Raw genomic sequence first — 26,468 nt, 5'->3', positions numbered from 1 at the left:
GCTCCTAGAGGCTGAAGGTGTTGGCGGGCTTGGCTGAGTGCTTGAGCTTGAAGTTTTGCGGATCACTGTAGGGCGCTGCGCCGATGCTGAGCTTGGTGAAGTCCAGGTCCTCGCCGCGGCTACAGACCTTGATGGCGGCGACTGCCTTGTTGACGTCCGGGCAAAGACAGAAGATGTTGAGTTTGTAGTCAGTGAATTCAGAGCGTTCCACCGTGCCGAGTCCGCGCCAGGCGAGATGGCTGATCAGCGCGTCCGTAGCCTTTTCTTCCAGGTAGCGGTCCCTGTCGGTGCCCTCCCGGGTTTTCAGCGCGAACTGGGCCACAACCCAGAACTGTTCCTCGTCCGGAATTTCCGAGTAGCCGTCTTCCGCGCACTGGACCGCAAATGCGTCCAAAAGGCCCTCGGCTGCCTCGGGGTCCGGTACGTCGGTCTCCTCGGTTTTGCTCTGGTGCCCCACAGCCCCGTAATTCATCACGAACTGGTTGTAGTCCTCATCGAACCAGGCCTCCCGGAAATGGAGGGTGCCCTCTTCGTCGCGTTTGTAGACCCTGACAATGCCGCTCATGACCGTCCCTTTGTAAACCATTCGACGTCGGTGCCGTCGAAGGGTGCCTGCTGTGCCTCGACGGCCTGGTAAAGCTGGTCCGCGCAGGCCTCGAGTGTTTCCACCAGGGCTGCGGGGTAATCCATGGACATCCGGTGTTCGGCGAACTCGTCCTCGTCATCGATGAACACGCCGCGGCCTGCTGTCCGGACCACGTCCAGGTCCATGTCGATGACGTGGAACTCCGTGACGCCCGGCCGGATCCGGTGCCATTCGTGCGCCACGGCCAGATCGATGTAGATCCGTACACCGCCGGGGTGGGCGTCGTCATAGAACGTGGCCACCCAGTCGCCTTCGCGCGGGACCAGTAGGACGGCGTCGGACCTGGTGTAGAAGGCCGCACCGGGGCGGGAGCAGAATTCGTTGGTTCCCTGGAAGATCCACCACCCGTGGCGGTCCTCGCCCAGGTAGCGCCCGGGGACCACCCAGTGCGCCTTGCCGTTCCATTTCCGGTTCCGGGCGACCACCAGCTGGCCGGGCTCAAGATGCCGCGGTTCGCGGCTTGGTCCGGCCTGGTCCTCAGCTTCCGGCCCGGCCACCACACCCGGATACTTCAGTAGGTCCTCTCCCCTCACAGGATCGGAAGGCTGCCGGTGGTGGGGTGCTGCTGGCCTGGCAGGGGACGCGCAAAGGGGACCTTTGTCCCGAGGACCTGGGCAACGACGTCGTGCGTTATCTGCTGCGCAGTCAGGCCCACACGTTCCAGGACCTGGCTGCGGGTGCCGTGATCCAGGAATTCAACCGGCAGGCCCACCTCGTTCAGGGCGGTGTCTACGCCGGCTGCACGCATCTCCTGGCGGATCCGTGAACCCACGCCGCCGGCACGCACGCCGTCCTCGATGCAGATGACCAGGCGGTGGTGCGATGCCAGCGCGATGATGGAGCGCGGAACGGGAAGAACCCAGCGCGGGTCCACCACAGTGGTGCTGATGCCCTGCGCGCCAAGCCGGTTGGCTACGTCGAGGGCGAGCTCGGACATGGCGCCCACGGAGATGATCAGGACGTCATTCTCGGTGGAACCGCTGGGCCTGCGGGACAGGATGTCCACGCCGTCGCTGAGGCGTTCGAGCGCTTCGACTTCGGCGCCGACGGATCCCTTGGAGAAGCGGACCACTGTGGGAGCGTCGCTGATGGCCACGGCTTCGCGGAGTTCCTCGCGCAGCCTGCTCGCGTCACGGGGTGCGGCCAGGTGCAGGCCCGGGACAATTTGGACCATGGACATGTCCCACATGCCGTGGTGGCTGGCGCCGTCCGGCCCGGTGACGCCTGCGCGGTCCAGGACGATGGTGACGCCGGCCTTGTGCAGCGCAACGTCCATCAGGAGCTGGTCGAAGGCCCGGTTCAGGAAGGTGGCGTAGACGGCAACCACGGGGTGCAGGCCGCCGAAGGCCATGCCGGCCGCGGACGTCAGGGCGTGCTGTTCGGCGATGCCGACGTCGATCACCCGGTCCGGGTGCCGGGCCGCGAACTTGTGCAGGCCCACGGGAATGAGCATGGCGCCGGTGATGCCGACGACTTCCTTCCGCTCATCCGCGATCGCGGCGATCTCGTCAGCGAAAACGGAGGTCCAGGACTGGGCCCCGGCGGTGCCGGTCGGTTCCCCGGTTTCGGGGTCGATGATGCCCACGGCGTGGAATTGGTCCGCCTCATGCGCGCGGGCCGGAGCGTAGCCGTGGCCCTTTTCGGTCATGGCGTGCACGATCACGGGCCCCGCGTAGTGCTTCGCCGTTGCCAGTGCGTGCTCCATGGCCTGGAGGTTGTGGCCGTCCACCGGGCCGATGTACTTCATGCCGAGGTCTTCGAACATGCCCTGCGGCGCCCACCAGTCCTTGATGCCCTTCTTCATGGCATGCAGGCTCTTGTAGGTGAACTGTCCCGCGGGGCCGCCTCTCTGCAGCTTCTTCTTCCACCAGTCCAGCGCCCGTTCGTAGGCCGGCGTGGTGCGGAAGGAATCAATCGTGGGGCGCAGGGACGCGAGGTAATCGGCAAAGCCGCCCACGGTGGGGGCGTAAGAGCGGCCGTTGTCATTTACTACGATGACCACGCGGCGCCGCTTGTCCGCGGCGATGTTGTTAATCGCTTCCCAGGCCATGCCCCCGGTGAGGGCGCCGTCTCCGACGACGGCGACGACGTGCCGGTCGCCTTCACCGGTGAGCTGGCGGGCCCGGGAGATACCGTCGGCCCAGGACAGCGACGAGGAGGCGTGCGAGCTTTCGACGATGTCGTGCTCGGATTCGGCACGGGACGGATAACCGGAGATGCCGCCCTCCTGGCGCAGGGTGCTGAAATCCTGGCGGCCGGTCAGCAGCTTGTGGACGTACGACTGGTGGCCGGTGTCAAAAACGATGCTGTCGCGGGGCGAGTCGAAGATGCGGTGCACGGCAAGCGTCAGTTCCACCACGCCCAGGTTGGGACCGAGGTGCCCGCCCGTCTGGGAGACGTTCGTGATCAGGAAATCCCTGACCTCCGAAGCCAGCTGTTTCAGCTGTTCTTCGGACAACTCGTTCAGGTCCTGCGGATTCCGGATGGTGTCCAAGATTCCCAATGACCCCTCCTTCGGGTGGTAGACGTGCCGTTTAACTCTAACGCCTTGGTCCGCAGGACCAGACGCACCAGCAATGCCGAAGCCCCGGCTGGTCGGTGACCGGCCGGGGCTTCGGAGGGTGGTGCCTGCTGGGCAGTTACCGCTAGTTCGCGGAGATCTGGCGCAGCACGTACTGCAGGATGCCGCCGTTGCGGTAGTAATCCGCTTCACCCGGGGTATCGATACGCAGGACGGCGTCGAACGACGTCGAGCTGCCGTCCTCGGCAGTTGCGGTGACCTTGAGCGTCTTCGGCGTGGTGCCCTCGTTCAGGGCGGTTACACCCTCAACCGAGAACGTCTCCGTGCCGGACAGACCCAGGGTGGCAGCGGATTCGCCGGCCGGGTACTGCAGCGGCAGGACGCCCATGCCGATGAGATTGGAGCGGTGAATGCGCTCGTAGCTCTCGGCGATGACAGCCTTGACACCCAGCAGGGCAGTGCCCTTGGCAGCCCAGTCACGGGAGGAACCGGAACCGTATTCCTTGCCCGCCAGGACCACCAGCGGGGTGCCGGCTGCCTGGTAGTTCTGCGAGGCATTGTAGACGTAGGCCTGCGGGCCGCCTTCCTGGGTGAAGTCGCGGGTGAAGCCACCTTCGACGCCGTCCAGGATCTGGTTCTTGATGCGGATGTTTGCGAACGTTCCGCGGATCATGACCTCGTGGTTTCCGCGGCGGGAACCGTAGGAGTTGAAATCCTTGCGCTCCACGCCGTTGGCCAGCAGGTACTGGCCGGCAGGGGTGTCGGACTTGAAGGAACCGGCCGGGGAGATGTGGTCCGTGGTGACCGAATCGCCCAGCTTCAGGAGCACCCGGGCGCCCGTGATGTCCTTGACCGGCTCAGGCTGTGCCTGCATGCCCTCGAAGTACGGGGGCTTCCGGACGTACGTGGAGTTCGGATCCCACGCGAAGGTGTCACCGGCAGGCGTATCGAGCGCCTTCCAGCGGTCGTCACCCTCGAAGACGCCTTCGTAGCCCTTGGCGAACATTTCCTTGTCGATCGAGGAATCGATGACCTGCTGAACCTCAACCGGGTTCGGCCAGATGTCCTTCAGGAAGACATCGTTGCCGGCCTGGTCCTGGCCCAGGGCGTCGGTTTCGAAGTCGAAGTCCATGGAACCGGCCAGGGCGTAAGCGATGACCAGCGGCGGGGAGGCCAGGTAGTTCATCTTGACGTCCGGGTTGATGCGGCCTTCGAAGTTGCGGTTGCCCGAGAGGACAGCCGCGACGGCGAGGTCGTTCGCCTGGATGGCTTCCGAAACTTCGGCTTCCAGCGGGCCGGAGTTGCCGATGCAGGTGGCGCAGCCGTAGCCGACGATGTAGAAGCCAAGCTTCTCCAGGTAGGGGGTCAGGCCGGACTTCTCGTAGTAGTCGGTGACCACCTTGGAGCCCGGTGCAACGGACGTCTTGACCCACGGCTTGGACGTGAGGCCCTTGTCGACGGCGTTGCGGGCCAGGACCGCGGCGGCCAGCATGACCGACGGGTTGGACGTGTTGGTGCAGGACGTGATGGACGCGATGGTGACTGCACCGTGATCCAGCTCGAACTCGCGGCCGTCAGCCATCTTGACCGGAACGGGCTGGGAGATGCGTCCCGCTCCCCCGTGGCCCGCCGAGTACTTCGGGGGCTCCCGGTCGGTGTCGGAGATGTGCGTGGTTCCGGCGGTGAAGGAAGGCGAGTCGGAGGCCGGGAAGGTCTCCTCAAGCGATTCGTCCAGGGTACCGGCGTCGGCATCGTGGGAGACGTAGTTCTTCAGGTCGTGCCGGAACTCGTCCTTGGCCTCGGTCAGTTCGATCCGGTCCTGCGGGCGCTTGGGGCCGGCGATGGACGGAACAACCGTGGACAGATCCAGTTCCAGGTACTCGGAGAACTTGATCTCGCGGGAAGGATCGTGCCACAGGCCCTGTTCCTTGGCGTAGGCCTCAACAAGGGCCACGTTCTGGTCTGAGCGGCCCGTGAGGCGCAGGTAGTCCAGGGTGACGTCGTCGATCGGGAACATTGCAGCCGTGGAACCGAATTCCGGGCTCATGTTGCCGATGGTGGCGCGGTTGGCCAACGGCACAGCGGCGACGCCTTCGCCGTAGAACTCCACGAACTTGCCCACAACGCCGTGCTTGCGGAGCTGCTCGGTGATGGTGAGCACCACGTCGGTTGCGGTGGCACCGGCAGGGATGGATCCGGTCAGCTTGAAGCCCACAACGCGCGGGATCAGCATGGAGACGGGCTGACCCAGCATGGCAGCCTCGGCTTCGATGCCGCCGACGCCCCAGCCGAGCACACCCAGGCCGTTGACCATGGTGGTGTGTGAGTCGGTACCAACGCAGGTGTCCGGGTAGGCGCGCAGGGCGCCGTCAACCTCGCGGGTCATCACGGTGCGGGCCAGGTACTCGATGTTGACCTGGTGCACGATGCCGGTTCCCGGGGGGACCACCTTGAAGTCATCGAACGCCGTCTGGCCCCAGCGCAGGAACTGGTAACGCTCCCCGTTGCGCTGGTATTCGATCTCCATGTTGCGCTCCAGCGCGCCGGAGTTGCCGAAGGCGTCGATCTGGACCGAGTGGTCGATCACCATCTCGGCCGGTGCCAGGGGGTTCACCCGCTTGGGATCGCCGCCCAGTTCCTTGACCGCTTCACGCATCGTCGCCAGGTCAACCACGCAGGGAACGCCGGTGAAGTCCTGCATGATCACGCGGGCGGGCGTGAACTGGATTTCTGTATCGGGCTGGGCGTTGGGATCCCAGCCTGCCAGGGCGCGGACGTGATCGGCAGTGATGTTCGCGCCGTCCTCGGTCCTCAACAGGTTTTCAAGCAATACCTTGAGGCTGAACGGAAGGTTTTCTGAACCTTCAACGGAGTTCAACCGGAAAATTTCGTAATCGGTTCCGGCTACATTAAGTTTGCCTTTTGAACCGAAGCTGTCCACAGTGCTCATCGCAGGACTCCTCTCGCAACAGTTTCATCTTTGTCGCGCGGTTGACCGCCTGCTAGTTAGGAGGCCCTAATTAGTGCAGGGCCCGAAAATTGCACACGGCCGGCCGTGATTACGGAGCGCGACGTGGGACTACTACCGCCATAGTAGTCGATCCCGGTTCCGGTATCAGGGACGCGGTGTCAGCAGCGCGACCGTCTCCAGGTGGTGGGTGTGGGGGTAGAGGTCGAAGGCCCGGAGGCCTGCAAGCTCCCAGCCCGCCTGCCGGAAGTAGCCCACGTCCCGCGCGAACGAGGCCGGATCGCAGGATACGTAGGCAATGGCACGCGGGGCCGCCGCAACAAGCTGGTTCACCACCGCCTTTCCGGCCCCCGCCCGGGGCGGATCAAGGATGAGGGCGTCGAAGTCCCGCGGTTTCTGGCGGAGGACCCGCTCGACGCGGCCCTGGACGATCTCCACCTGGGGTGCCGCATGCAGGTTCTTGCGTGCGTCCCGGCTGGTTCCGGGAGCGCCCTCCACTGAGAGGACGGACCCCGTCTCCCCCACCGCGTCGGCCAGGACGGCTGTGAAGAGGCCGGCTCCAGCGTACAGGTCGGCCACCACCGCGCCGGGGTGGAGGAAGCCACCGCCCTGCAGGAATTCTGTGACAGCCCCCACAAGGGTCCCGGGCGCGTCGCGGTGGATCTGCCAGAACCCTGCGCCGGTCACCCGGTACTCGTGACCGGCGGCAGATTCCTGCACCCACAGCCTGCCCCGCACCTGCTGCACTTCCTCGGTGGTGGGGTCGAAGGCAGCAACGGAGACGTCAGCGGGAAGTGCGGCCGCGATGGCAGCCAGGCGCTTGGGCTTGGTTCCCTCGGCCGCGGCCAGCAGCACCAGAGGCCGGGAGCCGTTCGCCGGTGCGGCCACCTCCACGCGGTCAACTCCCTGCAGGTCGAGGTCCCACAAGCGGAGGTTGTTGATGGCGTCGGTGGCCAGCGGCATCTCATGGATTGGGACGATGTGCCCCGACCGGTGGGCGTGCATACCAAGCTTGCCGCCGGGGGTGACCGAGAAACTTGCCCGCGTCCGCCAGCGGAGGCCGTCCCCGCCGTCGCCTGTTGCCCCGGCGCCTTGACCCGGCGCCGGTGTGGGGCCGCCCACGGCTTCCACCGATCCGTCCCAGCCGTCCGGGAGCTGCTCGACGCCGGCGAGCCGCTTGAGCTGTTCAGCAAGTACGTCTGCCTTGAGCCTGCGCTGGCGGGCCAGGCTAATGTGGCCGAACTCCGCACCGCCGACAGGCGGATGCCCGTGGCCCCAGGCGCGGCGCGAATCTGCAGGGCGCCAGAAGTGGTCCACGCGGTCCGGTGAGGCCTCGAGCACCTCAACCACGTCGGCGCGCCAGAACTTGGCCTTTCCGTCGGCGTCCGTCAGCCTCGCCCGCACTTTTTCGCCCGGGATGGCGTGCCGGACAAAGATGACGCGCCCTTCGTGCCTGGCGACGCAATGGCCGCCGTGCGCCACCGGTCCGACGTCCAGCACTACTTCCGTTCCCGCTTCTCCGGTCATCGCCGGCTGGGTTTGTGTCTTTGCAATCATTGGATGTCCTGCAGGTTCTTTGCTTCTTCGGATGATTTGAGCTGCCAGGGAACGCTGGCCACCATAACGCCGGGTTCGAAGTGGAGCCGGGTCTTGATGCGCAGGGCAGTCTGGTTATGGACGAGCTGCTCCCACCACTTGCCCACGACGTACTCGGGGATGTAAACCACGATCAGGTCCCGCGGGGAGTCACGCCGCATCTGCTTGACGTACTCCATGATGGGTGTGACCGTCTCCCGGTAGGGGCTGGCCAGCACCGTCAGCGGCACGGGAATGTCAAGTTTCTCCCAGTCGGCTACCGTGCCTGCGGTTTCCTCGGGGTCGATGTCCACCGTCACCGCATCCAGCCTTGAGGGCCGGGACGCCCTCGCGTAGGCCAGGGCCCTGAGGACCGGCTTGCGCACGTGGGACACCAGCAGCACGGCATGCACCCGGGTGGGCAGGGCACGCGGGGAAGAGTCCTCATCCACTGCCAGCTCCCTGGCCACGTTGTCGTAGTGCGCCCTGATGCTCCACATGATCAGGAAGAGGACGAACATGGCGAGCAGCGCAATCCATGCCCCCTGCTCGAATTTGGTGACCAGCACAATGACCAGGACCAGGGCGGTCATGCCGAAGCCGATGCTGTTGATCGCACGGGACTTGGCCATCCGCCGTCGGACTCCCTTGTCCCTGGCGAGCTTGAGCTGCCGGCCCCAGTGCCGGATCATCCCCAGCTGGCTGGCCGTGAAGGAGATGAAGACGCCCACGATGTACAGCTGGATGAGCTTGGTGACGTCCGCGTTAAACGCGAGGACAAGCACCAGCGCTCCGGCGGCGAGGGCAAGGACGCCGTTGCTGAAGGCAAGCCTGTCGCCCCTGGTGCGCAGCTGGCGCGGCAGGTAGCCGTCCTGGGCGAGGATGGAGCCGAGCACCGGAAAGCCGTTGAAGGCGGTGTTGGCCGCGAACACGAGGATGATGCCGGTGGCGGCCACCACGACGTAGAACAGGATGGATCCGGGGCCGAAGATGGTCTGGGCGATCTGGCTGATGGCAGGGGTCTGGATGTAACCCTCCGGGAGCGGGCTGCCATTCAGCAGGAACTCGGTGGCGGGGTCAAGGACAATGTGGACCTTGGTGGCGTTGGCCAGGTAGATGATGCCTGCGAGCATGGATGCGCCGATCACGCCCAGGAGCAGGAGCGTGGTGGCTGCGTTCTTGCTTTTCGGCGGCTTGAAATTCGGCACGCCGTTGCTGATGGCTTCGACGCCGGTTAGTGCGGCGGCACCCGAGGAGAAGGCCCGCAGCAGGAGGAAGGCGCCTGCGAGCCCCACCAGCCCTTCGTCGAAGCCGGGCGCGGGCACGATGGTGAAGGCAGCTGACGGGGCCTCCCCCAGTTGCCCAGTGGCCGCTTGGAAGATTCCCACCGCCGTCATGCCCAGGATGGAGGCCATAAAGATGTAGGTCGGGACGGCGAACACGTTGCCGGCCTCCTTGACGCCGCGCAGGTTCACCAGCGCAAGGATTACCACGCCGATAGTGGCAATCAGGGCCTGCTGGCCGTGGAGGGCCGGGATGGCGGTGGTGACGTAGGAGGCCGCCGAGGACATCGAGACCGCCACAGTCAGCACGTAATCCACCAGCAGGGCCGATGCCACGGTGAGGCCCGCATACTTCCCCAGGTTTTCGCCGGCGATCTCATAGTCTCCGCCGCCGGAAGGGTACGCGTGGACGTTTTGCCGGTAGGAGGCTACGACCGTCAGCAGGACCACCATGACGGCCAGTCCCACCCAAGGTGAAAACGCCACTGCGCTGACACCTGCCAGCGCCAGGGTGAGCAGGATCTCATCGGGCGCGTAGGCGACGGAGGACAGGGCGTCGGATGCGTAGACCGGAAGTGCGATCCGCTTCGGAAGCAGCGTATGGGCCATCCGGTCGTTCCGGAACGGCCTGCCCACGAGCACGCGCTTCGCGGCGTTCAATATTGTCAGCACTCCACAAAGCTAGTCTGATTCCCGGGCTGTGTCATGACAGCCTGTGGACAGCCGGATCCGGGACGCTGACGGTAGAGTTCTAGCGGCAGGACCGTGGGGAAAGATACAGAGGAGATACTGGTGGCGCATTTCGTGATCATGGGATGTGGCCGGGTGGGGGCGACGTTGGCGCATACGCTCGAAGACGCCGGCCACTCCGTGGCCATCATCGACCAGGACGACCGCGCTTTCCGCAGGCTCCGCCAGGGTTTCACCGGGCGCAAGGTGACCGGGGTCGGTTTCGACCGGGACACCTTGAAGCAGGCCGGCGTGGCCGACGCGTACGCCTTTGCCGCAGTCTCCAGCGGGGACAATTCCAACATCCTGGCCACCAGGGTGGCCCGCGAGACGTTCCACGTACCGCATGTCGTGGCCCGGATCTACGATCCCGGCCGGGCCGAGATCTACCAGCGCCTGGGAATTCCCACGGTGGCGGCGGTCCGCTGGAGCGCGGACCAGGTGCTGCGCCGCATCCTTCCGGAACAGCACCTGGCCGGTGACTTCCGGGAGCCATCCGGACGCCTGGTGCTCGCCGAACTTGACCTCGACGCCGGCTGGATCGGCCACCGGATCAGCAGCATCGAAAAAGCGGCGAACATCCGCATTGCCTACCTCACCCGGTTCGGCGAAGGATTATTGCCCGACGCCGGAACCGCGTTCCAGGACGGCGACACCGTACACGCCATGCTGCAGGTTGACCGCAGCGCCCAGGTGGCCCAGATCCTGGCCAAAGCCCCCGCCAAGGAGTTTCAGTGAAAGTCGTGATCGTGGGGGCCGGCAGTGTCGGTTCGTCCATCGCCAGGGAATTGCTGGCGCACAAGCATGAAATCCTCCTGATCGACTTGAAGCCGGAGGTTATCGGACGGAGCGGACTCCGCGGCGCCCATTGGTTGGTCGGCGACGCGTGCGAGTTGAGCACGCTGCAGGGGGCCAGGGTTGAGGACGCGGACGTGGTGGTATCGGCCACCGGTGATGACAAGGTGAACCTTGTAGTTTCGTTGCTGGCCAAGACCGAATTTGGCGTTGGCCGAACCGTGGGCCGGGTCAACAACCCAAAAAACGACTGGATGTTCAACGATTCCTGGGGCGTGGACGTCGCGGTCAACACGCCGCAGCTGATGACCGCCCTGGTGGAGGAAGCTGTGGAGATCGGCGACCTTGTCCGGCTCCTCACCCTCCAGACGGGCGTGTCCTCACTGGTGGAGTTCACCGTTCCGCATGATTCACACGTGATCGGTCGGACCGTGGGGGAAATCCGTTGGCCGGAGGACTCCACGCTGGTGGCCATCCTGCGGGACCACGCCCCGATCACACCGAGCCGGGACGACGTGATTGACGGCGGTGACGAGCTGTTTTTCGTCACCACCATCGCCGCCGAGGACGAGCTGCGGGCGCTGCTCTCCCCCGACTCCTTCGAATCTCCGCAGCCCAGGCCTGCGGAAGAAGCGGGGCACCTGGAGCAGCAGGGCCCCGAGGACGACGGGTTCGACGGGTAGGCGGCTAGCCTTTCGCAGGCGCGCCGTCCGCCTCGTCAACGGGGGCCGGCTTCGTGACGAGCCAGGCGATCCAAATTCCCAGGATGTACAGGGGCGCACCCATAAGGAGCCTGGTGGTGGCCAGTGCGGCAAAGCCTTCCTGTCCCAGGAGGTAGAGGGGAACCTGCACCACAAGCCTGAGCACCAGGACTGCCACGATGATCCAGGTGCCCAGCCGGTACGCCTTGAGCCTGGCCGGGTCCTTGCGCCAGTCCAGGCCCTCGTTGCGGATGAACCCGAAGAGCAGCCCGGCCACCGGCCACTTCACGAGGATCGAAATCACCATTGCCACGATGTAGGCCGCATTGGTGAAGAAGCCCGGCAGGTAGAAGTCCTCGGCTTTTCCGGTGGTGTTGGCGAGCCAGGCGGAGATGCCCACACCGACGACGCCGGCCAGCGCCTGTGTCAGGGGTCGCCGCTGCACCAGCCTGACCACAGTGAATACGGCGGCGATGGCCAGCGCGGCCACGAGCGAAACTGTGAGGTCCTGGGTGATGGTGTACGTCACGAGGAACAACAGTCCCGGAAGGATGCTTTCGGCAATGCCCTGGACTCCGCCGGCGCTGCGAAGCACATCCACCCGGCCGTCATGGGTCCGGTGCAGCCCTGCTTTTGCGGCATAGTCTGCAGCGAGGCCAGCTACAGGGGAGGGTTCCTGGACCACTCCGTCCGGCAGTTTGTCCTGGTTAACGCCTTGCGGACCAGTGCCTTTGGAGGCTGCGCCGTTCGGGCCTGGTGCGCCGTTCGGGCCTGGTGCACCGGAGGACGGGTTGGGCTCGGACGCAGTCATTCGTTCTCCTGGCGGGACAGTATTTCGTAGCGTGGATTAAACATGGTGGGCAGGCCGTCGACACGGGACAGCATCCCTTTGAGCCGCACTTCGGTGCCGGCGTCGATGCCCGGCACGCGCCGCCGTCCCAGCCACACCACACGAAGCCGCCCCCGGGGACTGGCCGCGGCGCCGGCTCCTGATTCGCGGGGATCGGCGTCAGAGACCATGGCGCTAAACGCCGCCGTCTGGTCCGCCGGAACATAGGTCACCGATTCGATGCGGCCGCGGCACACCACCCGGCCTTTGTCCGGTAGCCGGCTGAGGGGAACATCGTCGCTTTCGTTCAGCGGAGCTCCCCCGGGCGCGTTGTCAGCCAATCTGTGTAATTTCAGGACCACGTTCAGGTTCCTGAAGTGCAGGTGCAGCAGGCGGTGGCGTGGTGGTGGCGTCCTTGGGCAGCCGGAGCTGCAGCAGGTCGCGCGGCGGCATGGGGCTGTCGCCGCGGATCACAACCACCTGGCGGAACAGCGCTTCGAGGGGTTCGGCCGCGGGGCGTTCCAGTGCCGCGGCTCCACCCAGTACGCCGCGCAGGAACCAGCGGGGGCCGTCCACTCCAATGAAGCGTGCCACCCGGTAGCCCTGGCTGCCGTCCGGCAGTCCGGCCGGCAGCTTGGCAACGAGTTCGGTTCCGAAGGTGCCTTCGACCTCCTCGACCTGCCCGCCCTGGACTCCCACGGACTGGCCGATCTGCTCGCGGATCTCGTCCCAGAGCCCCTCGCTTTTGGGCGCTGCGAAAGCCTGGAGCTGGAGGCTGGAGCCGTTGAGGTCCAGGGTGACCGCGACGACGCGCTGGGTGGCCTCTTCCACTTCGAGCCGGAGCTGGAGGCCCTCGCTCGGGGTGATCAGGAGCGCGCCCAGGTCAACATAGCCATCGCGGCTGCTGATTTCGGATTCGTCGAAAGGGCCGTTCTTGCGGCGTCCGGAACTGTCCACTGCCTCTTCCGCAGTCTCCGCCTCAGCGGACAGTTCGTCCGGTTCGGCTGCTTGTTCCTTCTTGGCTTTCCTGCCGAGCCCAAAGACCATTGGGGTTTCTCCTTATGTGTGAAGTTTTGCCGGTCCGGCCCGTGGGGGTCCCGCCGTCGTGATCTGTTGCCGCCCGGCGTGCAAGCACCGGCGCGGCAGAACGGGTGAGGGAAGAGATTAAGGGTCAGGCTTCCGGCAGGTTGAAACCGCCGGTGGAGCCGAAACCTCCAGTGCCACGTACCGATTCGCTCAATTCGTTGACGGGGATGAACTGCGCGTACTCGACGCGCTGAATTACCATCTGCGCAATTCTATCGCCGCGGCCCAGTTCGATGCTTTGCTTCGCATCCGTGTTCAGGAGGGTGACAGCGATCTCACCGCGGTAGCCGGCGTCCACGGTTCCAGGAGCGTTCACGATGGTAAGCCCGTGCTTTGTGGCCAGGCCCGAACGGGGATGGATCAGTGCGACGAAGCCTTCAGGAAGGGCGATGGCCACTCCCGTAGGGACCAGCTTCCGCTCCCCCGGCTGAAGCACAACGTCCACGCGGGCACGAAGGTCAGCGCCGGCGTCGCCCGGGTGGGCATAGGACGGGGCCTCCAGGTCCGGATCCAGCATCTTCAGCTGGACCTGCAGGGTGGGAGCACTTGAAGCCGTGGCGGGCGCGGCGGTGCCGGCTGCGGTCGCTTCAACGTGGAAAGTATCTACTGTGGCGGGATGATCAGTCACAGTCACTCACTCTAACCCGCGCGCCCAAATCAGTCCTAGGGCAAGCTCCCGGTAGGGCAGCGCGGGGGAACGGGATGCGGTACAGGAACGGTTCCACCCAAGATGAAATAGCTGAACAAAGATGAAAAGCTGGGCCTATGCCCGAATCAAGCTCCCCTGCGCCCGTTCCCCCGAAACCGTCCACCGGGGCTGCGGTGATCTACAGGGAGAAGCTCTGGCCGAACGTATGGATCTGGATCATCGCTGCGGGTGTGGCAGGAGCGGGCATCCTGGTATTTGCGCCCATCAGCACAGCAGCGGGTTTCACGGCCGCCGGCGTGCTCTTCGTCATCATGGCTGTTCTCCTGATCCTGTCCACCCCGGCCATCGTGGTCACCGACGACTCCCTAACAGTGGGCCGGGCCAGCATCGAACGCAGGTTCGTGGGCGCCGTTGAGGCATTCCGGGGTCCGGAAGCAACAGCCGAACGCGGGACCCGGCTGAACGCCCTGGCCTACCTCTGCATCCGCGGCTGGATCGACCCCGTGGTCAAGATCGAAATTACCGATCCCTCCGACCAGACGCCATACTGGCTGGCCTCCTCGCGGCACCCGGATGAATTGACTGCGGCGCTGTCACGCCGGTGACCCGCCCGCCGGGCTGCATGTCGCCGTCGTCATAACAGCACCCCGGCTTGCCGGCTCACTCGACGCGCTGGCTGCTGCTTTTATCCTGCTCAGGGATCAGCCTTCGCACTCCTTACAGTAGAAGCGGCCATCTTTTTCGCGGGCAATTTGCGAGCGGTGACGGACCAGGAAGCAGGAAGAGCAAGTGAACTCATCTGCCTGGGCGGGAACCACCTGAACCGTCAGTTCTTCACCGGAAAGGTCTGCGCCGGGCAGTTCGTAGCCGGCGGCAAGATCGCTTTCGTCTTCGTCCACCACCGCAACAGGCTTGTCAGAGCGCCGGGTCTTCAGCTCTTCGATGGAATCCTCTCCGAGCTCTTCCTCAGACTTGCGCGGCGCATCGTAATCGGTGGCCATTGTCGCCGTATCCCTCTTCCTTTTGCCTGCCTGTGAACAACACCCTGCATAACGCTGGATGTCCCGGGTTTGTGCCCGGTCGCGGCGCAACCATTCGCTTCCGGACAAGCCCCTATACCCAACCCCGGGCCGGAATATCGCGGCGCGCCCTGCCCCTTGAGCCAAAACGGGATCAGCGGGTGGCAGAGTTTCGATTGATAGTAATGCCAGGGTGGAGGATTTGTATGCAGGATCTACGGCTTGTAGGCGTACACGACGACGGGGCGCATCTCCTGTTGAGCGGTGCCGGCGGCGAGATGTTCCAGCTGCCGATCGACGAAGCGCTGAGGACCGCGACCAGGTCGGCCGGGAGGGCGCCTGTCGAGCGGTCTGCCGTTCCCATGTCTCCAAGGGACATCCAGGCGCGGATCCGGGCAGGTGCGACTGCTGCGGACGTGGCGGAACTCTCCGGCCTGCCGTTGGCCAAGGTGGAACGCTACGAGGGACCCGTCCTGGCGGAGCGCGAGTACGTCGCCCAGCAGGCACGGAAGGTCGAGGTCGCCTCACCCTCGCCGGGTCACGACATCTACCGGTCCGCTTTTGGGGACAATCCCGCGTCGCTCAATGACATGGTGGCGCACCGGCTGTCAGCCCATGGCATTGATCCCTCCACCGTGGAGTGGGATTCCTGGCGGCGCCAGGACGGAACCTGGACGGTCTCGGCCAGCTTCGAGGCCAATACCGGCGGAAAAGCCGGCATCGGCGAGGAGCCGCCGGCACTATGGACGTTCAGCCCGGCCAGGAAGTCGCTGCAGAACGCAAACCGGTGGGCGCAGCAGCTCAGCGAGCTTGAGCCCTTGGATGGGCCCGTCCCCGCCCGCAGGCTCTCTGCAGTCTCCGACCGCCCCTTCGACTTCGAAGCCGACGCCGACTCCGCCCGACCTGCCCCGCGTCCCGGTCCCGAGGCCGAGCAGGCGGACGGCAAGGAATCAGACGGACTCCTGGACATGCTCCGCTCGCGCCGCGGACAGCGCCTGGGGGTGGACGAGGATTCTGACGACGCCTTGGCCCTGCTCCTGACCCACGGCGTACCTGCTGCCCATCCCAGGCCGTCCGAAGTAACGCCTGAACTGGAAGAGCCCGGCGACCAGTCGCAGGATGACACTCCCGAAGCCCCTGCCGCACAGGCCAATTCCTTTACCCGCCGCCGCGACGCCAGGCCTTCCATGCTGTCCCGGCTTAGCCTCATTCCCCCGCACCGGGACGCCCTGGAAGACGCTTTAAAGCTGCACGACGGCGTGAGTACCGATACCCGCGAGATCACCATTGTGGCGTCCCCCCGCAGGCCCTCCGGCAGCACCCCCGAAACCGGGAACGCGGACGCCAACGGCACCAGTGATGGCAGTGGCAACAGCTATGGCGGTGCCAACAGTAACGGCAGTGGCACCACCGACGGCAGTCCTGTCAGCGGCGGAGGCTTGAACGAGCTGCTGGGCGGGAACCCTCGGCGGCCGGCTCCGCGGATCGACGACAACTCCCCCGTTACCGGCCAACTTCCGGAGACGGGCGCCCCTGAGCGCCAGCCGGGCAGGCCCAAGCGCTCCAGCGTCCCTTCCTGGGACGAGATCGTCTTCGGTACACGGGGCGACTAGCGCTCAAGCCGCAAAACGTCGGAGCCTGAGGCTTCACACTCGTTCTGCGTTTCCTGACTAGGCGTGGACCGCTAAGGCCAGCATCAGATGCCACTCGGCGAATGGGTCTTCGGGCAGTTCTTCTTCGGGGACCCCGGGGTCCTCAGGAATGTCGAAGTCCGGCAGGTCCTCGAGAGGCGGGTCCGCATAGTCGGTTCCAGAAGAAGGCATGCCTTGTTCCGGCAGACTTGGATTCTTGCCACACATATTGGACAGCTCGAGGTCCAACTGGTCCAGGTCGGGCAAAGCCAAATGAGACATTCGTGGGCCTTGAACGGAGCCATCAGCGTGATGCCCGTCCGCCATCCACTCGGGCTCGAGCCATTTCGGCCACTCGGGTGGTTCCCAGTCCTGGTGTTCGCTTTTGTAGTGCCGGCCGGTGGGGGAAATCCAGCCCGGTGGCTCGTTTTTGGTGGCCGGGGTGGGTTTCCAGCCGCCGGTGTGCCGGAGTTTGTGGTGTTTCGGGCAGGGTTGGCCGAGGTTGCTGATGCCGGTGGTGCCGCCTTGGTGCCAGGCGAGGAGGTGGTCCGCTTCGTTGTCCAGGGAGTTGTTGCTGCAGCCGGGGAACGGGCATTTACCATCCCGCAGCAGCAGCCAGTTCCGCATCGCTTTGGTCAGCCGGTAGCTGGTGCGGCCGATCTCCAGTGGAGCCCCGTCCCGCGGATCCACCAGCGCCCGGTAAAAAGAGCCTGCCCCATTGGCGACGAGGTTCCGGGCCATTGAAGCGGGTATGGGGCCGGACCCGTCCAGCATCGCCGGCTCGTCGGTCAGGCCCAGCAGCGAGAACACGGGAACGGTGACCAGGACCTGCGCCCGGACCGACGACGGACCGGGCGCTGTGCCCTCCCCGCCGCCGGGACTGTTTCCAGCGTTGATCCCGGCCCCGCTGTTCAGGAGCCCTGAAGCGAAGTTGTCGGCCCGGAGTTGGGTGAGGGTGCGGGGTTCGTCCGGGCCCTGCATTTCCCGGGAGATGGCGATGAGCCGGTCCCAGATCGCGGACGCCTGGTCCGCGGGCAGGCACGCCGCGATCCAGCCCATCCCGTCGTTGTCCGGCCAGAATTCGACCCGACGGTCCGCCACACTTTTGGCGTGCCGCTTCTCCAGGCTCTCCGGGTGGTGGCGTTCCCGCCACTGCCTGGCTTTGGCCTTGAACCGGTACGCCGGCATCTCCCCGACCCTGGCGGCTGCGGCCGGTCTCGGCGTGCCCGGGTCCAGGAAGTGCGCCTCCAACGCCGCCGCTCCGGCAGCGTCAAGGCTCGCGGTCTGGTCCACCATAGCCCGGGCATGCGCCCAGGAAACCGTCCCGGCCTGCAAAGCCGAAAGGGTCCCCGGCAGGAACGTGGTCAGGGCATGGGACTCGGCGAGCAAGGCACCGGCGGCCCGATCACCGATCGCCAGCACACACCCCACCTCGGCCACCAGGCTCCGCTCCTGCGCAGCCGCCTCATACGGCGACCGCGCAGGCGCGTTCAGCGCTTTTGTGGCTTCCGCGAAGACCGCCACGGCCTGCACCTTCGCCGCCGCCAGTTTCGCTTCCGACCGCGCCACCGCGGCAAGAACGTCCAAAGCCCCGTCAGCAACCCGCTGCAACGGATCATCATCAAAACCCAGCCCAGCATCACGCGCACCCCCGGCACCAGGTCCACCAGTGACGCCGGCCGGAGCACCATCACTGTCTGCCAGCACCGCGGCAAAAGCAGCGACAGCAGCCACAAGGGCTGCCTCCGCCTGTGCCACTGCCGGGTTCGTTTCCATACACCCATCATGGCGAGGGGGTCTGACAAAACAGGGCCCTGCGCAGGGTTCAAGAAAAACTTTTTGATTTTTTATGGAAACGGCGCGTCAAGGCAGCCCGTAACCGCGAGTGGCGGAGTGGATAGCTGGCCTCGGTGCCCGAAGTCCAGCGAGGGTGCCGGGGTCATTTGTATGGCTTGCGTCAGAGCGACGAAGGAGCAGCAAGCGGCAAATGGCCGCGGTGCCGGAGCAGCTCAGGCTAGTGCCGGCTCTACGCCCCGGCAGTTCCGGCTCCACCCGATCCACGCCACAGGCAGGCGTCCACTTCGAACGGCAGCAGCGGGTCCTGCTGGCCCATCAAGGCGGCGCCATGCGCGGTGACACGCCGCATGTAATGCCTGCGGCAGAGGGTCTCGTAGCCCACAACGGGGACGTGGTCGCCGGCCACGGGTGCAGCGGCGGAGTCTCCCGCCATGTCCACGTCGCCCACCACCACCTGCGCGCCTTCGGTGACCATCACGCCGTCGACCGTCCGGGCATTGTGGGTGGCACGCCGGCCGCACCAGCACAGCGCCTCCACCTGCAGCACCTGCACCCGGTCCGCGAGTTCGACGAGCCGCTGGGAACCCGGAAACAACCGGGTACGGAAATCGGCAGTGATACCGAACGCGAAAACGTCCACGTCAATCTCGTCCACGACTTTCGCCAGCTGTTCCACCTGCTCGGGCGTGTAAAACTGGGCCTCGTCGCAGATCAGGTAGTCCACCCGCTGCCCCTGCGTACGCCGCAGCATGACTTCCTCCCAGAAGTCGGTGCCATCCACTACTTCCACCGCGTCAGTCTCCAGGCCCAGCCGGCTGGAGATGCGCGATTCGCCGGCGCGGTCGTTGCGGCTGAAGCGCACTCCGCCACGCCCCCTGGCCCGGTGGTTGTGATCCATTTGCAGGGCCAGGGTCGACTTTCCGCAGTCCATGGTGCCGGAGAAAAAGACCAGTTCAGCCACGGCGGGAACTCTTGCCGCCGGCCGTGAAGCAAAGCAGGGGGACCTCCCGCTCGGCTTTGGTGAGCGAGCCGTGCTGGCCCACCACTTCCATGGCGCTGGGACGGACGCGGCGTGTGTCGTACAGAGCGACGGCGTCCCTCGCCGCGATCATGATGTCGCCGATCCTGCCCTCGACGGCGGGACGGACCGTTCCGAACAGGCCCGCCGCGAGTGCCTCCTCGCGGGTGAATGCCCAGACCTGCTCTCCGAAGCGTGCCCGCCATGCCGAGAGCACGCGGTCCCGGACGTCCTCCCCCGCACCGTGTTCAAGGTAGAGATGGACCATTCGGGGCTCCCCTGCGGTATGCCGGACCCCTTCCACCAAGGCAGGCTCAGCGGAGAAATCGATGCGCTGCTGCTCAGGGACGTCCAGCATGCCGTGGTCCGCGGTGAGCAGGATGGTGGTGCCGGCAGGCAGGGAAGCGTTGAGCCGCTTCACGGTTGCATCGAGCTCTTCGAGTTGGTGCTCCCACTGCGCGGACTGGCAGCCGTAGCGGTGCCCGGCCTTGTCCAGCTCGTTCAGGTAGAAGTACATCAGGGCGGGATTGGCGGCAGACATGGCCTCGGCCGCGGCTTCCGTGCGGGCGTGCGCCGTGGTTGCGGAGATAAATTTGCCGCCCCGCAAGGCGGCCCGGGTCATGGGCGAGCCGCCGAATTGCGGCAGGCTGACGGTGGTGACGTCCACGTGTTCCTCGGCGCGCTCCAGCACGGTGGGAAAGGGCTGCCACGTCGCGGGGTCGACGCCGGCATCCCAGTTCCCGAGCAGGTTGACTACCTTGTCCTGTTCCGGGTCCAGCACGTCATAGCCCACCATGCCATGCTGGCCCGGCGCGAGACCGGTGCCGAAACTGGCCAGGGCGGCTGCGGTGGTGGAAGGGAATGCCGAATCCAGCCAGACCGGAACAGCGCCCTGCCCGGCCTGGATGACTGAACGCAGGAAGGGTGTGTGGGCGGATTTCTGCTTCAGCAGGTTGCGGCCCAGGCCGTCCGCCAGCACCACGCACACGCGCGAGGCGGCAGGCAGGCCAAGGGTATTTGCAAACCCGTCCACCCCCAGGCTTGCCGCCGCGCTGGTGAGCACGTCGGCGATGGAACGCTGCCCGTAGGCAGGCGCCGGCGGCAGGACAACCTGGGGCCGGGCGCAACGGTTAGGGTTCGGGTGGCGGTCTTCGGGCATCAGCGCTGCTGGTGCCCGCGGCTGAGGCGGTTGCCGAATACTCCTGCGCGCGGCCGCGGCGGCATCGACTGCACGTGGGGCTGCGGGGCGGGGGAACCGGTGTTCACGGCACGAAGGGCGCGGGCGAAGAGCTTGGCGTCCTGCACTGCCTGCAGGCCGTCCGCCTCGGCGCTGATGCGCAGGACGATGTCCTCCTGCGCAATGGTCCCGCTGTAGCCGTGGTCCGCTTCGCACTGGGGATCCCCGCAGCTGGCAGGGCCCATGTCCAGCCGCTGGCCGCCGGACCAGGCGATGGACAGCGTTACTTCGCGCACAGGGTCGGAGGGCTTGTAGTCCTGCGGCTGCGCGTACATGTAGCTCAGCACGACAGACCGGATCTGGGCCACGGGAACGGATTCAGTGGAGATCTGGGCGACGATCTGCTCGCCGGCCTCGTCCAGCTGCTGGTCGTCCACATGGGTGATCACCAGCATGTCCGCGGTGAGCACCAGAACCGTGATGTGGCGCCGGACTTCAGCGCGGTCGAAGTGGGTTTCCAAGTGCACAAGGTGGGCAACACAGTCGCGGCCGTCCAGGGCGTCATCGACGACATCGGCCACGAGGCGGGGGTAGAAGCCCGCCTTCTGGAGGGCGCCTTCCAGGCTCTGGCCCTGGGCGCTGTGGCTGTGTGAGCTGTGCTGGCGGACTGCCTGGGTTTCATTGCCGGGCGTTTCGGGCGCCGACGCGGGAGGCTGTGAGCTCATTCCCCCATTTTCACAGATCGGCCGGTCACTTGCTAACCGCGTCAGCCCAGCATGGCCCGCCGCGCGCTGTCCGTCCGCTGGGCGGCGTTGCCGATGCGTACGTCAGCAGCAAGGGTGGTGGCTCCCGAGTTGCCGCACAGGACGGGGTTGAGTTCCACCAGGGCAATTTCGGGGTGGTTGTCCTTGAGCCAGGCGAGGCGGCCGGCAAGGTCCTCAAGCGCCGTGACGTCCACGGGCGGCAGCCCCTGGTAGCCAAAGAGCTTTTGCGCCGCCCGTGGGGCGCGGATGAAATCGTCCACGTCGGCGGCGGAGAGCGGCGGGACGCGGTGCGCCCAGTCGTCCAGCAGGTTCACGGCGTCGCCGGCGAGCCCGAACGAGATCACCGGGCCCAGCAGCGGATCCTCGATCGCCCGGAACGTGCAGGCCTGCCCCACCGGCGCCATGCTTTGAACTTCCAGCGCTGGGTCCCCGTAGTGGGAGAGCACGCGCCGCATCTGCAGCACGTTCTGGCGCAGCGATTCCGCATCCTGGATGTCCAGGCGCACCCCGCCGAGATCAAGCCGGTGCCGAAGCGCGGGATCGGTTGTCTTCAGCACCACGGGCCAGCCCAGGGCATCCGCAGCCTCAACGGCCTGGTCGGGATTGTCAAAGCCCACCGAAGGCAGCACCCTGATTCCGTAATGCCCCAGCAGTGAGGCCGCGGCTGCCGGGTCCAGCTTCTTCAGCTGCTCACCTTTGACATCCCTGAGCAGCGCTTCGATTTCCGCCCGGGCAAGCTCGGGGCTGCACCCTTCGGGTTCCACGAAATGCCCCTGGTCCCGGGACACCCATTCGGAGTAGCGGGCCACGGCAGCGAGCGCAGCCACAGCAGCCCCCGGATTGGAAAAGCAGGGGACGGCGCGTTCCTGGGACCCCAGCATTCCCTCCACCGATATGGAAGGGTCAAGGATGCCGGTGAAGGCGGCCACCACCGGCTTTCCGGCTGTTGCCGAACATTGGGCCAGCACTTCGGCGATGCTGTCCACGGTCAGCCCGCGGGCGGGGAGCAGCGCCGCAACAGCCGAGTGGACGGCGTCGGACTCAAGTGTCTTGAGCAGGCTGGCCCGCAGGGCGGGCAGGGCAATCGACTGTCCGGCGTCGAGGTCCACGCCGGTGACCAGTTCTGCGACGATGAGGCCTTGGGAAGACGCGCTGTCCGCCACCACTTTGCCCAGCGCCTGGGAGTTGCTGAAGATGGCCAGTCCCGGGCCGGCGGGGAGCGGCTGCGCCGAAACCACCTGCGCGACGTCCACCAGTTGCTCAATGGTTTCCACCCGGATGACGCCGGACTGGCGCAGCATCGCGTCCAGGGCGCCGGCGGGAGCCTGGGTTGTCCGGACGGCGTGCCCGGGCGGCAGCCGCAGCCCCATGGCATCGGACTTGGCCACGATGACGGGCCTGGTGCGCGCCAGCCGCCGTGCCAGGCGGGAAAACTTGCGCGGGTTGCCAATGGATTCAAGGTAGAGCCCGACCGCGGTGGTATCGGGATCGTCCTCCCAGTACTGCATCATGTCGTTGCCGGACACGTCGGCCCGGTTACCGGCGGACAGGAACGTGGACAGACCCAGCCGCCGCCGGCTGGAAGCGGCATACAGCGAGACGCCGATGGCCGCCGACTGGCTGAACAGGCCCAGCCCGCCCCGGAGCGGCATGGTGGGGGCCATCGAAGCGTTGAGGGACACCTCCGGGTTGGTGTTGACGATTCCCAACGACGCCGGCCCAATAACCCGCATGCCGCTTGCCCGGGCCTGCCGAACGAGGTCCCGCTGGCGTAGCAGGCCGCGTTCGCCGTCGTCCGCGAAGCCTGCAGAGGCAACCACCAGTCCCCTGACGCCGGCGGCGGCGCAGTCCGCCACTACGGCGGGGACTTCTTCATACGGGACGGCGACGACGGCCAGCTGGACGGGATCCGGGACTTCGGAGAGTTTGCCGAAGGACATCATGCCGGCGAGTTCCAGTGCTTCCGGGTTGATGGCGTAGACGGGGCCGCTGAAGCCGCCCTCGATGATGTGCTCCAGGAGCTGGTAGCCGACGGTCCCCCACTTGCGGCTGGCACCGATCACGGCAATGGACGACGGCGTCAGCAGGTCCCGCACGCTCCTCGCCTCTGCGCGGTGCTCCCGGGATTCCATCACGGCACGCGACTTCTCAGTGGGGTCGATGTTGAACTCGAGGCTGACGACGCCGTCGTCAAAATGCCGACGGACGTCGTAGCCGGCCTCGGAAAATACCGTCAGCATCTTGCGGTTTTCCGGCAGCACCTCGGCGCTGAAGCGCCGGATCCCGTTTTCGTGTGCGGCGGCGGCCAGGTGTTCCAGCAGGATGGAGCCGATTCCCCGTCCCTGATGGGAATCGGCAATGTTGAACGCCACCTCCGCCTCGGTGGGGTCATCAAGCCGGTCGTACCGTCCGATGCCCACGATTTCGCCGCGGATGGTGATGACGAAAGCTACCCGGTCCTTGTAGTCAACCTCGGTGAAGCGCTTGAGCTCTTTGCTGGACAGCCTGGCCTTGAAGGCGAAGAACCGCATGTAGATTGAATCCTGCGACTGCCCGACGTGGAATGCCTGGACAGCGTCGGCATCGGAGGGATGAATCGGCCTCAAGTGGGCTGTCCCGCCGTCCCGCAGCACGACATCGGCTTCCCAATGTTCCGGATATTCGCCGTCCCCGGGCTGATCCACCATAGGCTTAGCCTAGCCAAAAACTCCCGCAGCACACCCCCGTCAGCTGCACAGTACCGAAGAAGGATTTACCAACCCCCATGGCCCGCCGCCAAAGTTCAGCCCCTCCCGTGGACACCACCCCCTACACGGAGAACATCGTGGACATCGATGTAACCTCCGAAATGGAAGGCTCCTTCCTGGAGTATGCGTACTCGGTGATCTACTCGCGGGCGCTTCCGGACGCCCGGGACGGCCTCAAGCCGGTGCAGCGCCGCATCCTGTACATGATGAGCGACATGGGCCTGCGCCCGGACCGGGGACACGTCAAGAGCGCCCGTGTGGTGGGCGAGGTCATGGGCAAGCTGCACCCGCACGGCGACACGGCCATTTATGACGCCATGGTGCGCATGGCCCAGGACTTCTCGCTTCGGCTGCCGCTGATTGACGGGCACGGCAACTTCGGCTCGCTCGACGACGGCCCTGCCGCCCCCCGGTACACCGAGGCCCGGCTTGCGGCTGCTGCCCTCACCCTCACCGACCACCTCGATGAGGACGTGGTGGACTTTGTCCCCAACTATGACAACCAGCTCACCCAGCCGGACGTCCTGCCGGCCGCGTTCCCCAACCTGCTGGTCAACGGCGCCACGGGCATCGCCGTCGGCATGGCCACCAACATGGCCCCGCACAACCTTGTGGAGGTCATCTCCGCCGCGCGGCACCTGATCGCCAACCCGGACGCCACGCTGGATGACATCATGCGCTTCGTGCCCGGGCCGGACCTGCCCAGCGGCGGGCGGATTGTGGGACTGGACGGTATCCGCGATGCCTACGCCACCGGCCGCGGGTCCTTCAAGACGCGGGCCAAGGTGGAAGTCGAACAGCTGTCCGCGCGCCGGACCGGCCTGGTGGTCACCGAGCTCCCCTACATGGTGGGCCCCGAAAAGGTCATCGAGAAGATCAAGGACGCCGTCAACTCCAAAAAGCTGACCGGCATCAGCGACATCGTTGACCTGACGGACCGCAAGCACGGCCTGCGCCTGGTCATCGAACTCAAGAACGGCTTCAACCCCAACGCGGTGCTCCAGCAGCTCTACCGCTATTCGCCGATGGAGGACTCCTTCGGCATCAACAACGTCACCCTGGTGGACGGCCAGCCGCAGACCCTGGGCCTGGTGCAGCTGCTGACCGTGTACGTGAACCACCGGATCGACGTGGTGCGCCGCCGGACCGTCTTCCGGCTGGGCAAGAAGAAGGACCGCCTGCACCTGGTGGAAGGCCTCCTCATCGCCATCGTGGACATCGACGAGGTCATCCAGATCATCCGGTCCTCGGACGAGGCCGCCGCCGCCCGGGCCCGGCTGATGTCCATCTACGACCTCACGGAAATCCAGGCGAACTACATCCTGGAGCTGCGGCTGCGCCAGCTGACCAAGTACTCGCGGATTGAGCTGGAGAAGGAACAGGACGAGCTGCGCCGTGAAATCGCTGAGCTCGAGGCCATCCTCGGTTCAGAGGAACGCCTCCGGACCCTGGTATCGGACGAACTTGGCGCCATCGCCGCAGAGCACGGCACCCCGCGGCGGACAGTGCTGCTCGAATCCGAGGCCGTGTCCCCCACCGTCGCGGCCGACCTGGCCCTGACCAACGGGAAGAAGGGCAAGGCAGTCCCGCTGGCGCTGGAAATCGCCGACGACCCCTGCTGGGCCATCCTGACCGCCTCGGGCCAGATAGCGCGCACCAGCAACCGGGAACCGCTGGCAGAGGCAGGACCCAGGACCAAGCACGACGTGTATACCTCCGTGGTCAAGACGTCCGCCAGGGGCGAGATCGCCGCCGTCACCTCGCAGGGGCGCATGCTCCGCCTGCAGGTGATGGACATGCCCGTCCTGCCACCGGTATCCGGGCTGCCGAACCTCGCCGGCGGCGTTCCGGCCAAGGACTTCATCACCCTGCTGAAGGGGGAAACCCTGGTGGCATTTGCCCCGCTCGACGAAGTGCTGGCCATCGGCACGGCCCAGGGAGTGGTGAAGCGGGTGCAGCCGGAGTATCCGCTGAACCGCGAGGACTGGGAAGTCATTGCGCTCAAGGACAAGGACTTTGTGGTGGGTGTCGCGCCGGCGGGAGCGGAGGATGCCGAACTCGTCTTCCTGACGAGCCAGGCCCAGCTCCTGAAGTTCGGCGCCGGCGTGGTGCGGCCGCAGGGGCGCACGGCCGGCGGAATGGCGGGAATCAAGCTCGCTGCGGATGACCGCGTTCTGTTCTTCGGCGCCGTCCAGCCCAAGGACGAGTCCGCCGTGGTGGTGACCATTGCCGGCACCACGGGGGCGCTGCCCGGCACGGCACCGGGTACCGCCAAAGTGACGGCGTTCTCCGAGTACCCTGCGAAGGGACGTGCCACTGCGGGAGTGCGGGCACACCGCTTCCTGAAGGGCGAGGATACGTTGCTGCTGGCATGGGCCGGCCACGGCCCCGCGAAGGCTTCCTCGGCGGCCGGCGTGGCCCGGTCCCTGCCTCAGGAGCACGGCCGGCGTGACGGTTCGGGGATCCCGCTGTCCCAGCCGGTCGAGGTGGTGGGCCCCGCCATGGCCTGGCCCGATCCCGCTTAGACTGCTCT

Annotated in this window: 21 protein-coding genes; 5 read left to right on the top strand and 16 right to left on the bottom strand. The window is 66.1% G+C overall.

Features of this window, described 5'->3' with window-relative positions; translation table 11 throughout:
* Positions 1-4: 4 nt before the first annotated feature.
* The 6 genes from G6R19_RS05490 to G6R19_RS05465 form a co-directional block, all read right to left on the bottom strand.
* Positions 5-565, bottom strand: a complete 561-nt coding sequence (locus G6R19_RS05490) for a hypothetical protein (RefSeq protein WP_163163169.1) — start codon at positions 563-565, stop codon at positions 5-7.
* Complete coding sequence (locus G6R19_RS05485; protein WP_240341802.1) at positions 562-1,146, bottom strand: DUF402 domain-containing protein; 585 nt, start codon at positions 1,144-1,146, stop codon at positions 562-564. The genes G6R19_RS05490 and G6R19_RS05485 overlap by 4 nt, the downstream gene beginning before the upstream one ends.
* 29 nt (positions 1,147-1,175) lie before the next feature.
* Complete coding sequence (dxs, locus tag G6R19_RS05480; RefSeq protein WP_163163166.1) at positions 1,176-3,149, bottom strand: 1-deoxy-D-xylulose-5-phosphate synthase; 1,974 nt, start codon at positions 3,147-3,149, stop codon at positions 1,176-1,178.
* 142 nt (positions 3,150-3,291) lie between these two features.
* Complete coding sequence (locus tag G6R19_RS05475) at positions 3,292-6,117, bottom strand: aconitate hydratase (protein ID WP_163163164.1); 2,826 nt, start codon at positions 6,115-6,117, stop codon at positions 3,292-3,294.
* Between the two features lie 165 nt (positions 6,118-6,282).
* Positions 6,283-7,692 (bottom strand): class I SAM-dependent RNA methyltransferase, encoded by a 1,410-nt coding sequence (locus G6R19_RS05470; protein WP_163163162.1) that lies wholly within the window; start codon positions 7,690-7,692, stop codon positions 6,283-6,285.
* Entirely contained in the window at positions 7,689-9,665 is a 1,977-nt protein-coding gene (locus tag G6R19_RS05465) for an APC family permease (RefSeq protein ID WP_163163160.1), read from the bottom strand. The genes G6R19_RS05470 and G6R19_RS05465 overlap by 4 nt, the downstream gene beginning before the upstream one ends.
* A gap of 120 nt (positions 9,666-9,785) precedes the next feature.
* On the opposite strand from G6R19_RS05465, the gene G6R19_RS05460 reads away from it, so the two are divergent.
* Together G6R19_RS05460 and G6R19_RS05455 are read left to right on the top strand one after the other, a co-directional pair.
* A complete protein-coding gene (locus tag G6R19_RS05460) occupies positions 9,786-10,460 on the top strand; it encodes a TrkA family potassium uptake protein (protein ID WP_163163158.1) in 675 nt (224 codons plus the stop codon).
* Positions 10,457-11,200 (top strand): TrkA family potassium uptake protein, encoded by a 744-nt coding sequence (locus tag G6R19_RS05455; RefSeq protein WP_163163156.1) that lies wholly within the window; start codon positions 10,457-10,459, stop codon positions 11,198-11,200. Before G6R19_RS05460 ends, G6R19_RS05455 begins: the two co-directional genes overlap by 4 nt.
* Before the next feature lie 4 nt (positions 11,201-11,204).
* Here G6R19_RS05455 and G6R19_RS05450 read toward each other — a convergent pair whose 3' ends face one another.
* The 4 genes from G6R19_RS05450 to dut form a co-directional block, all read right to left on the bottom strand.
* Positions 11,205-12,029: a DUF3159 domain-containing protein gene (locus G6R19_RS05450; protein ID WP_163163154.1), complete on the bottom strand. Its 825-nt coding sequence runs from the start codon at positions 12,027-12,029 to the stop codon at positions 11,205-11,207.
* Positions 12,026-12,388 (bottom strand): hypothetical protein, encoded by a 363-nt coding sequence (locus tag G6R19_RS05445; protein ID WP_240341774.1) that lies wholly within the window; start codon positions 12,386-12,388, stop codon positions 12,026-12,028. Before G6R19_RS05445 ends, G6R19_RS05450 begins: the two co-directional genes overlap by 4 nt.
* Positions 12,381-13,094, bottom strand: coding sequence for a DUF3710 domain-containing protein (locus tag G6R19_RS05440; RefSeq protein WP_163163152.1), 714 nt, complete (start codon positions 13,092-13,094; stop codon positions 12,381-12,383). Before G6R19_RS05440 ends, G6R19_RS05445 begins: the two co-directional genes overlap by 8 nt.
* Positions 13,095-13,218: 124 nt before the next feature.
* Entirely contained in the window at positions 13,219-13,761 is a 543-nt protein-coding gene (gene dut / locus G6R19_RS05435) for a dUTP diphosphatase (RefSeq protein ID WP_163163150.1), read from the bottom strand.
* A gap of 137 nt (positions 13,762-13,898) precedes the next feature.
* Here dut and G6R19_RS05430 point away from each other — a divergent pair, with 137 nt between their 5' ends.
* On the top strand, positions 13,899-14,387 hold the full coding sequence (locus G6R19_RS05430) for a DUF3093 domain-containing protein (RefSeq protein WP_163163148.1): 489 nt from the start codon (positions 13,899-13,901) through the stop codon (positions 14,385-14,387).
* 96 nt (positions 14,388-14,483) lie between these two features.
* On the opposite strand, the gene G6R19_RS05425 is transcribed toward G6R19_RS05430, so the two are convergent.
* Positions 14,484-14,783 (bottom strand): DUF4193 domain-containing protein, encoded by a 300-nt coding sequence (locus G6R19_RS05425; protein WP_163163146.1) that lies wholly within the window; start codon positions 14,781-14,783, stop codon positions 14,484-14,486.
* Positions 14,784-15,007: 224 nt separating this feature from the next.
* Here G6R19_RS05425 and sepH point away from each other — a divergent pair, with 224 nt between their 5' ends.
* Positions 15,008-16,414: a septation protein SepH gene (gene sepH, locus G6R19_RS05420; protein WP_163163144.1), complete on the top strand. Its 1,407-nt coding sequence runs from the start codon at positions 15,008-15,010 to the stop codon at positions 16,412-16,414.
* 57 nt (positions 16,415-16,471) lie between these two features.
* Here the strand turns inward: sepH and G6R19_RS05415 are convergent, their stop codons facing one another.
* The 5 genes from G6R19_RS05415 to G6R19_RS05395 all read right to left on the bottom strand — a co-directional run bounded on the left by G6R19_RS05415 (position 16,472) and on the right by G6R19_RS05395 (position 23,875).
* Positions 16,472-18,208 (bottom strand): HNH endonuclease signature motif containing protein, encoded by a 1,737-nt coding sequence (locus G6R19_RS05415; protein WP_163163142.1) that lies wholly within the window; start codon positions 18,206-18,208, stop codon positions 16,472-16,474.
* Positions 18,209-18,458: 250 nt separating this feature from the next.
* Positions 18,459-19,190: a thymidine kinase gene (locus tag G6R19_RS05410; RefSeq protein ID WP_163163140.1), complete on the bottom strand. Its 732-nt coding sequence runs from the start codon at positions 19,188-19,190 to the stop codon at positions 18,459-18,461.
* Entirely contained in the window at positions 19,183-20,406 is a 1,224-nt protein-coding gene (locus G6R19_RS05405) for a nucleotide pyrophosphatase/phosphodiesterase family protein (RefSeq protein WP_163163138.1), read from the bottom strand. Before G6R19_RS05405 ends, G6R19_RS05410 begins: the two co-directional genes overlap by 8 nt.
* On the bottom strand, positions 20,406-21,149 hold the full coding sequence (locus G6R19_RS05400; protein ID WP_163163136.1) for a DUF5998 family protein: 744 nt from the start codon (positions 21,147-21,149) through the stop codon (positions 20,406-20,408). Before G6R19_RS05400 ends, G6R19_RS05405 begins: the two co-directional genes overlap by 1 nt.
* Before the next feature lie 41 nt (positions 21,150-21,190).
* Positions 21,191-23,875: a GNAT family N-acetyltransferase gene (locus G6R19_RS05395; protein ID WP_163163134.1), complete on the bottom strand. Its 2,685-nt coding sequence runs from the start codon at positions 23,873-23,875 to the stop codon at positions 21,191-21,193.
* A 77-nt stretch (positions 23,876-23,952) separates the two neighbouring features.
* On the opposite strand from G6R19_RS05395, the gene G6R19_RS05390 reads away from it, so the two are divergent.
* Positions 23,953-26,460, top strand: a complete 2,508-nt coding sequence (locus G6R19_RS05390) for a DNA topoisomerase IV subunit A (RefSeq protein WP_163163132.1) — start codon at positions 23,953-23,955, stop codon at positions 26,458-26,460.
* Positions 26,461-26,468 lie beyond the last annotated feature (8 nt).

The organism is Arthrobacter sp. Alg241-R88 (assembly GCF_900537115.1).
GTDB lineage: Bacteria > Actinomycetota > Actinomycetes > Actinomycetales > Micrococcaceae > Arthrobacter.
This window is presented reverse-complemented; position numbering and strand designations above follow the sequence as displayed.

Excerpts from the sequence above, each read along its gene's own strand:
- G6R19_RS05470 (WP_163163162.1), bottom strand. The coding sequence starts at position 7,692 with ATGATTGCAAAGACACAAACCCAGCCGGCGATGACCGGAGAAGCGGGA.
- G6R19_RS05405 (WP_163163138.1), bottom strand. The coding sequence starts at position 20,406 with ATGCCCGAAGACCGCCACCCGAACCCTAACCGTTGCGCCCGGCCCCAG.
- G6R19_RS05430 (WP_163163148.1), top strand. The coding sequence starts at position 13,899 with ATGCCCGAATCAAGCTCCCCTGCGCCCGTTCCCCCGAAACCGTCCACC.
- G6R19_RS05415 (WP_163163142.1), bottom strand. The coding sequence starts at position 18,208 with ATGGAAACGAACCCGGCAGTGGCACAGGCGGAGGCAGCCCTTGTGGCT.
- G6R19_RS05450 (WP_163163154.1), bottom strand. The coding sequence starts at position 12,029 with ATGACTGCGTCCGAGCCCAACCCGTCCTCCGGTGCACCAGGCCCGAAC.
- sepH (WP_163163144.1), top strand. The coding sequence starts at position 15,008 with ATGCAGGATCTACGGCTTGTAGGCGTACACGACGACGGGGCGCATCTC.
- G6R19_RS05440 (WP_163163152.1), bottom strand. The coding sequence starts at position 13,094 with ATGGTCTTTGGGCTCGGCAGGAAAGCCAAGAAGGAACAAGCAGCCGAA.
- G6R19_RS05425 (WP_163163146.1), bottom strand. The coding sequence starts at position 14,783 with ATGGCCACCGATTACGATGCGCCGCGCAAGTCTGAGGAAGAGCTCGGA.
- G6R19_RS05395 (WP_163163134.1), bottom strand. The coding sequence starts at position 23,875 with ATGGTGGATCAGCCCGGGGACGGCGAATATCCGGAACATTGGGAAGCC.
- G6R19_RS05490 (WP_163163169.1), bottom strand. The coding sequence starts at position 565 with ATGAGCGGCATTGTCAGGGTCTACAAACGCGACGAAGAGGGCACCCTC.
- G6R19_RS05400 (WP_163163136.1), bottom strand. The coding sequence starts at position 21,149 with ATGAGCTCACAGCCTCCCGCGTCGGCGCCCGAAACGCCCGGCAATGAA.
- G6R19_RS05390 (WP_163163132.1), top strand. The coding sequence starts at position 23,953 with ATGGCCCGCCGCCAAAGTTCAGCCCCTCCCGTGGACACCACCCCCTAC.
- G6R19_RS05475 (WP_163163164.1), bottom strand. The coding sequence starts at position 6,117 with ATGAGCACTGTGGACAGCTTCGGTTCAAAAGGCAAACTTAATGTAGCC.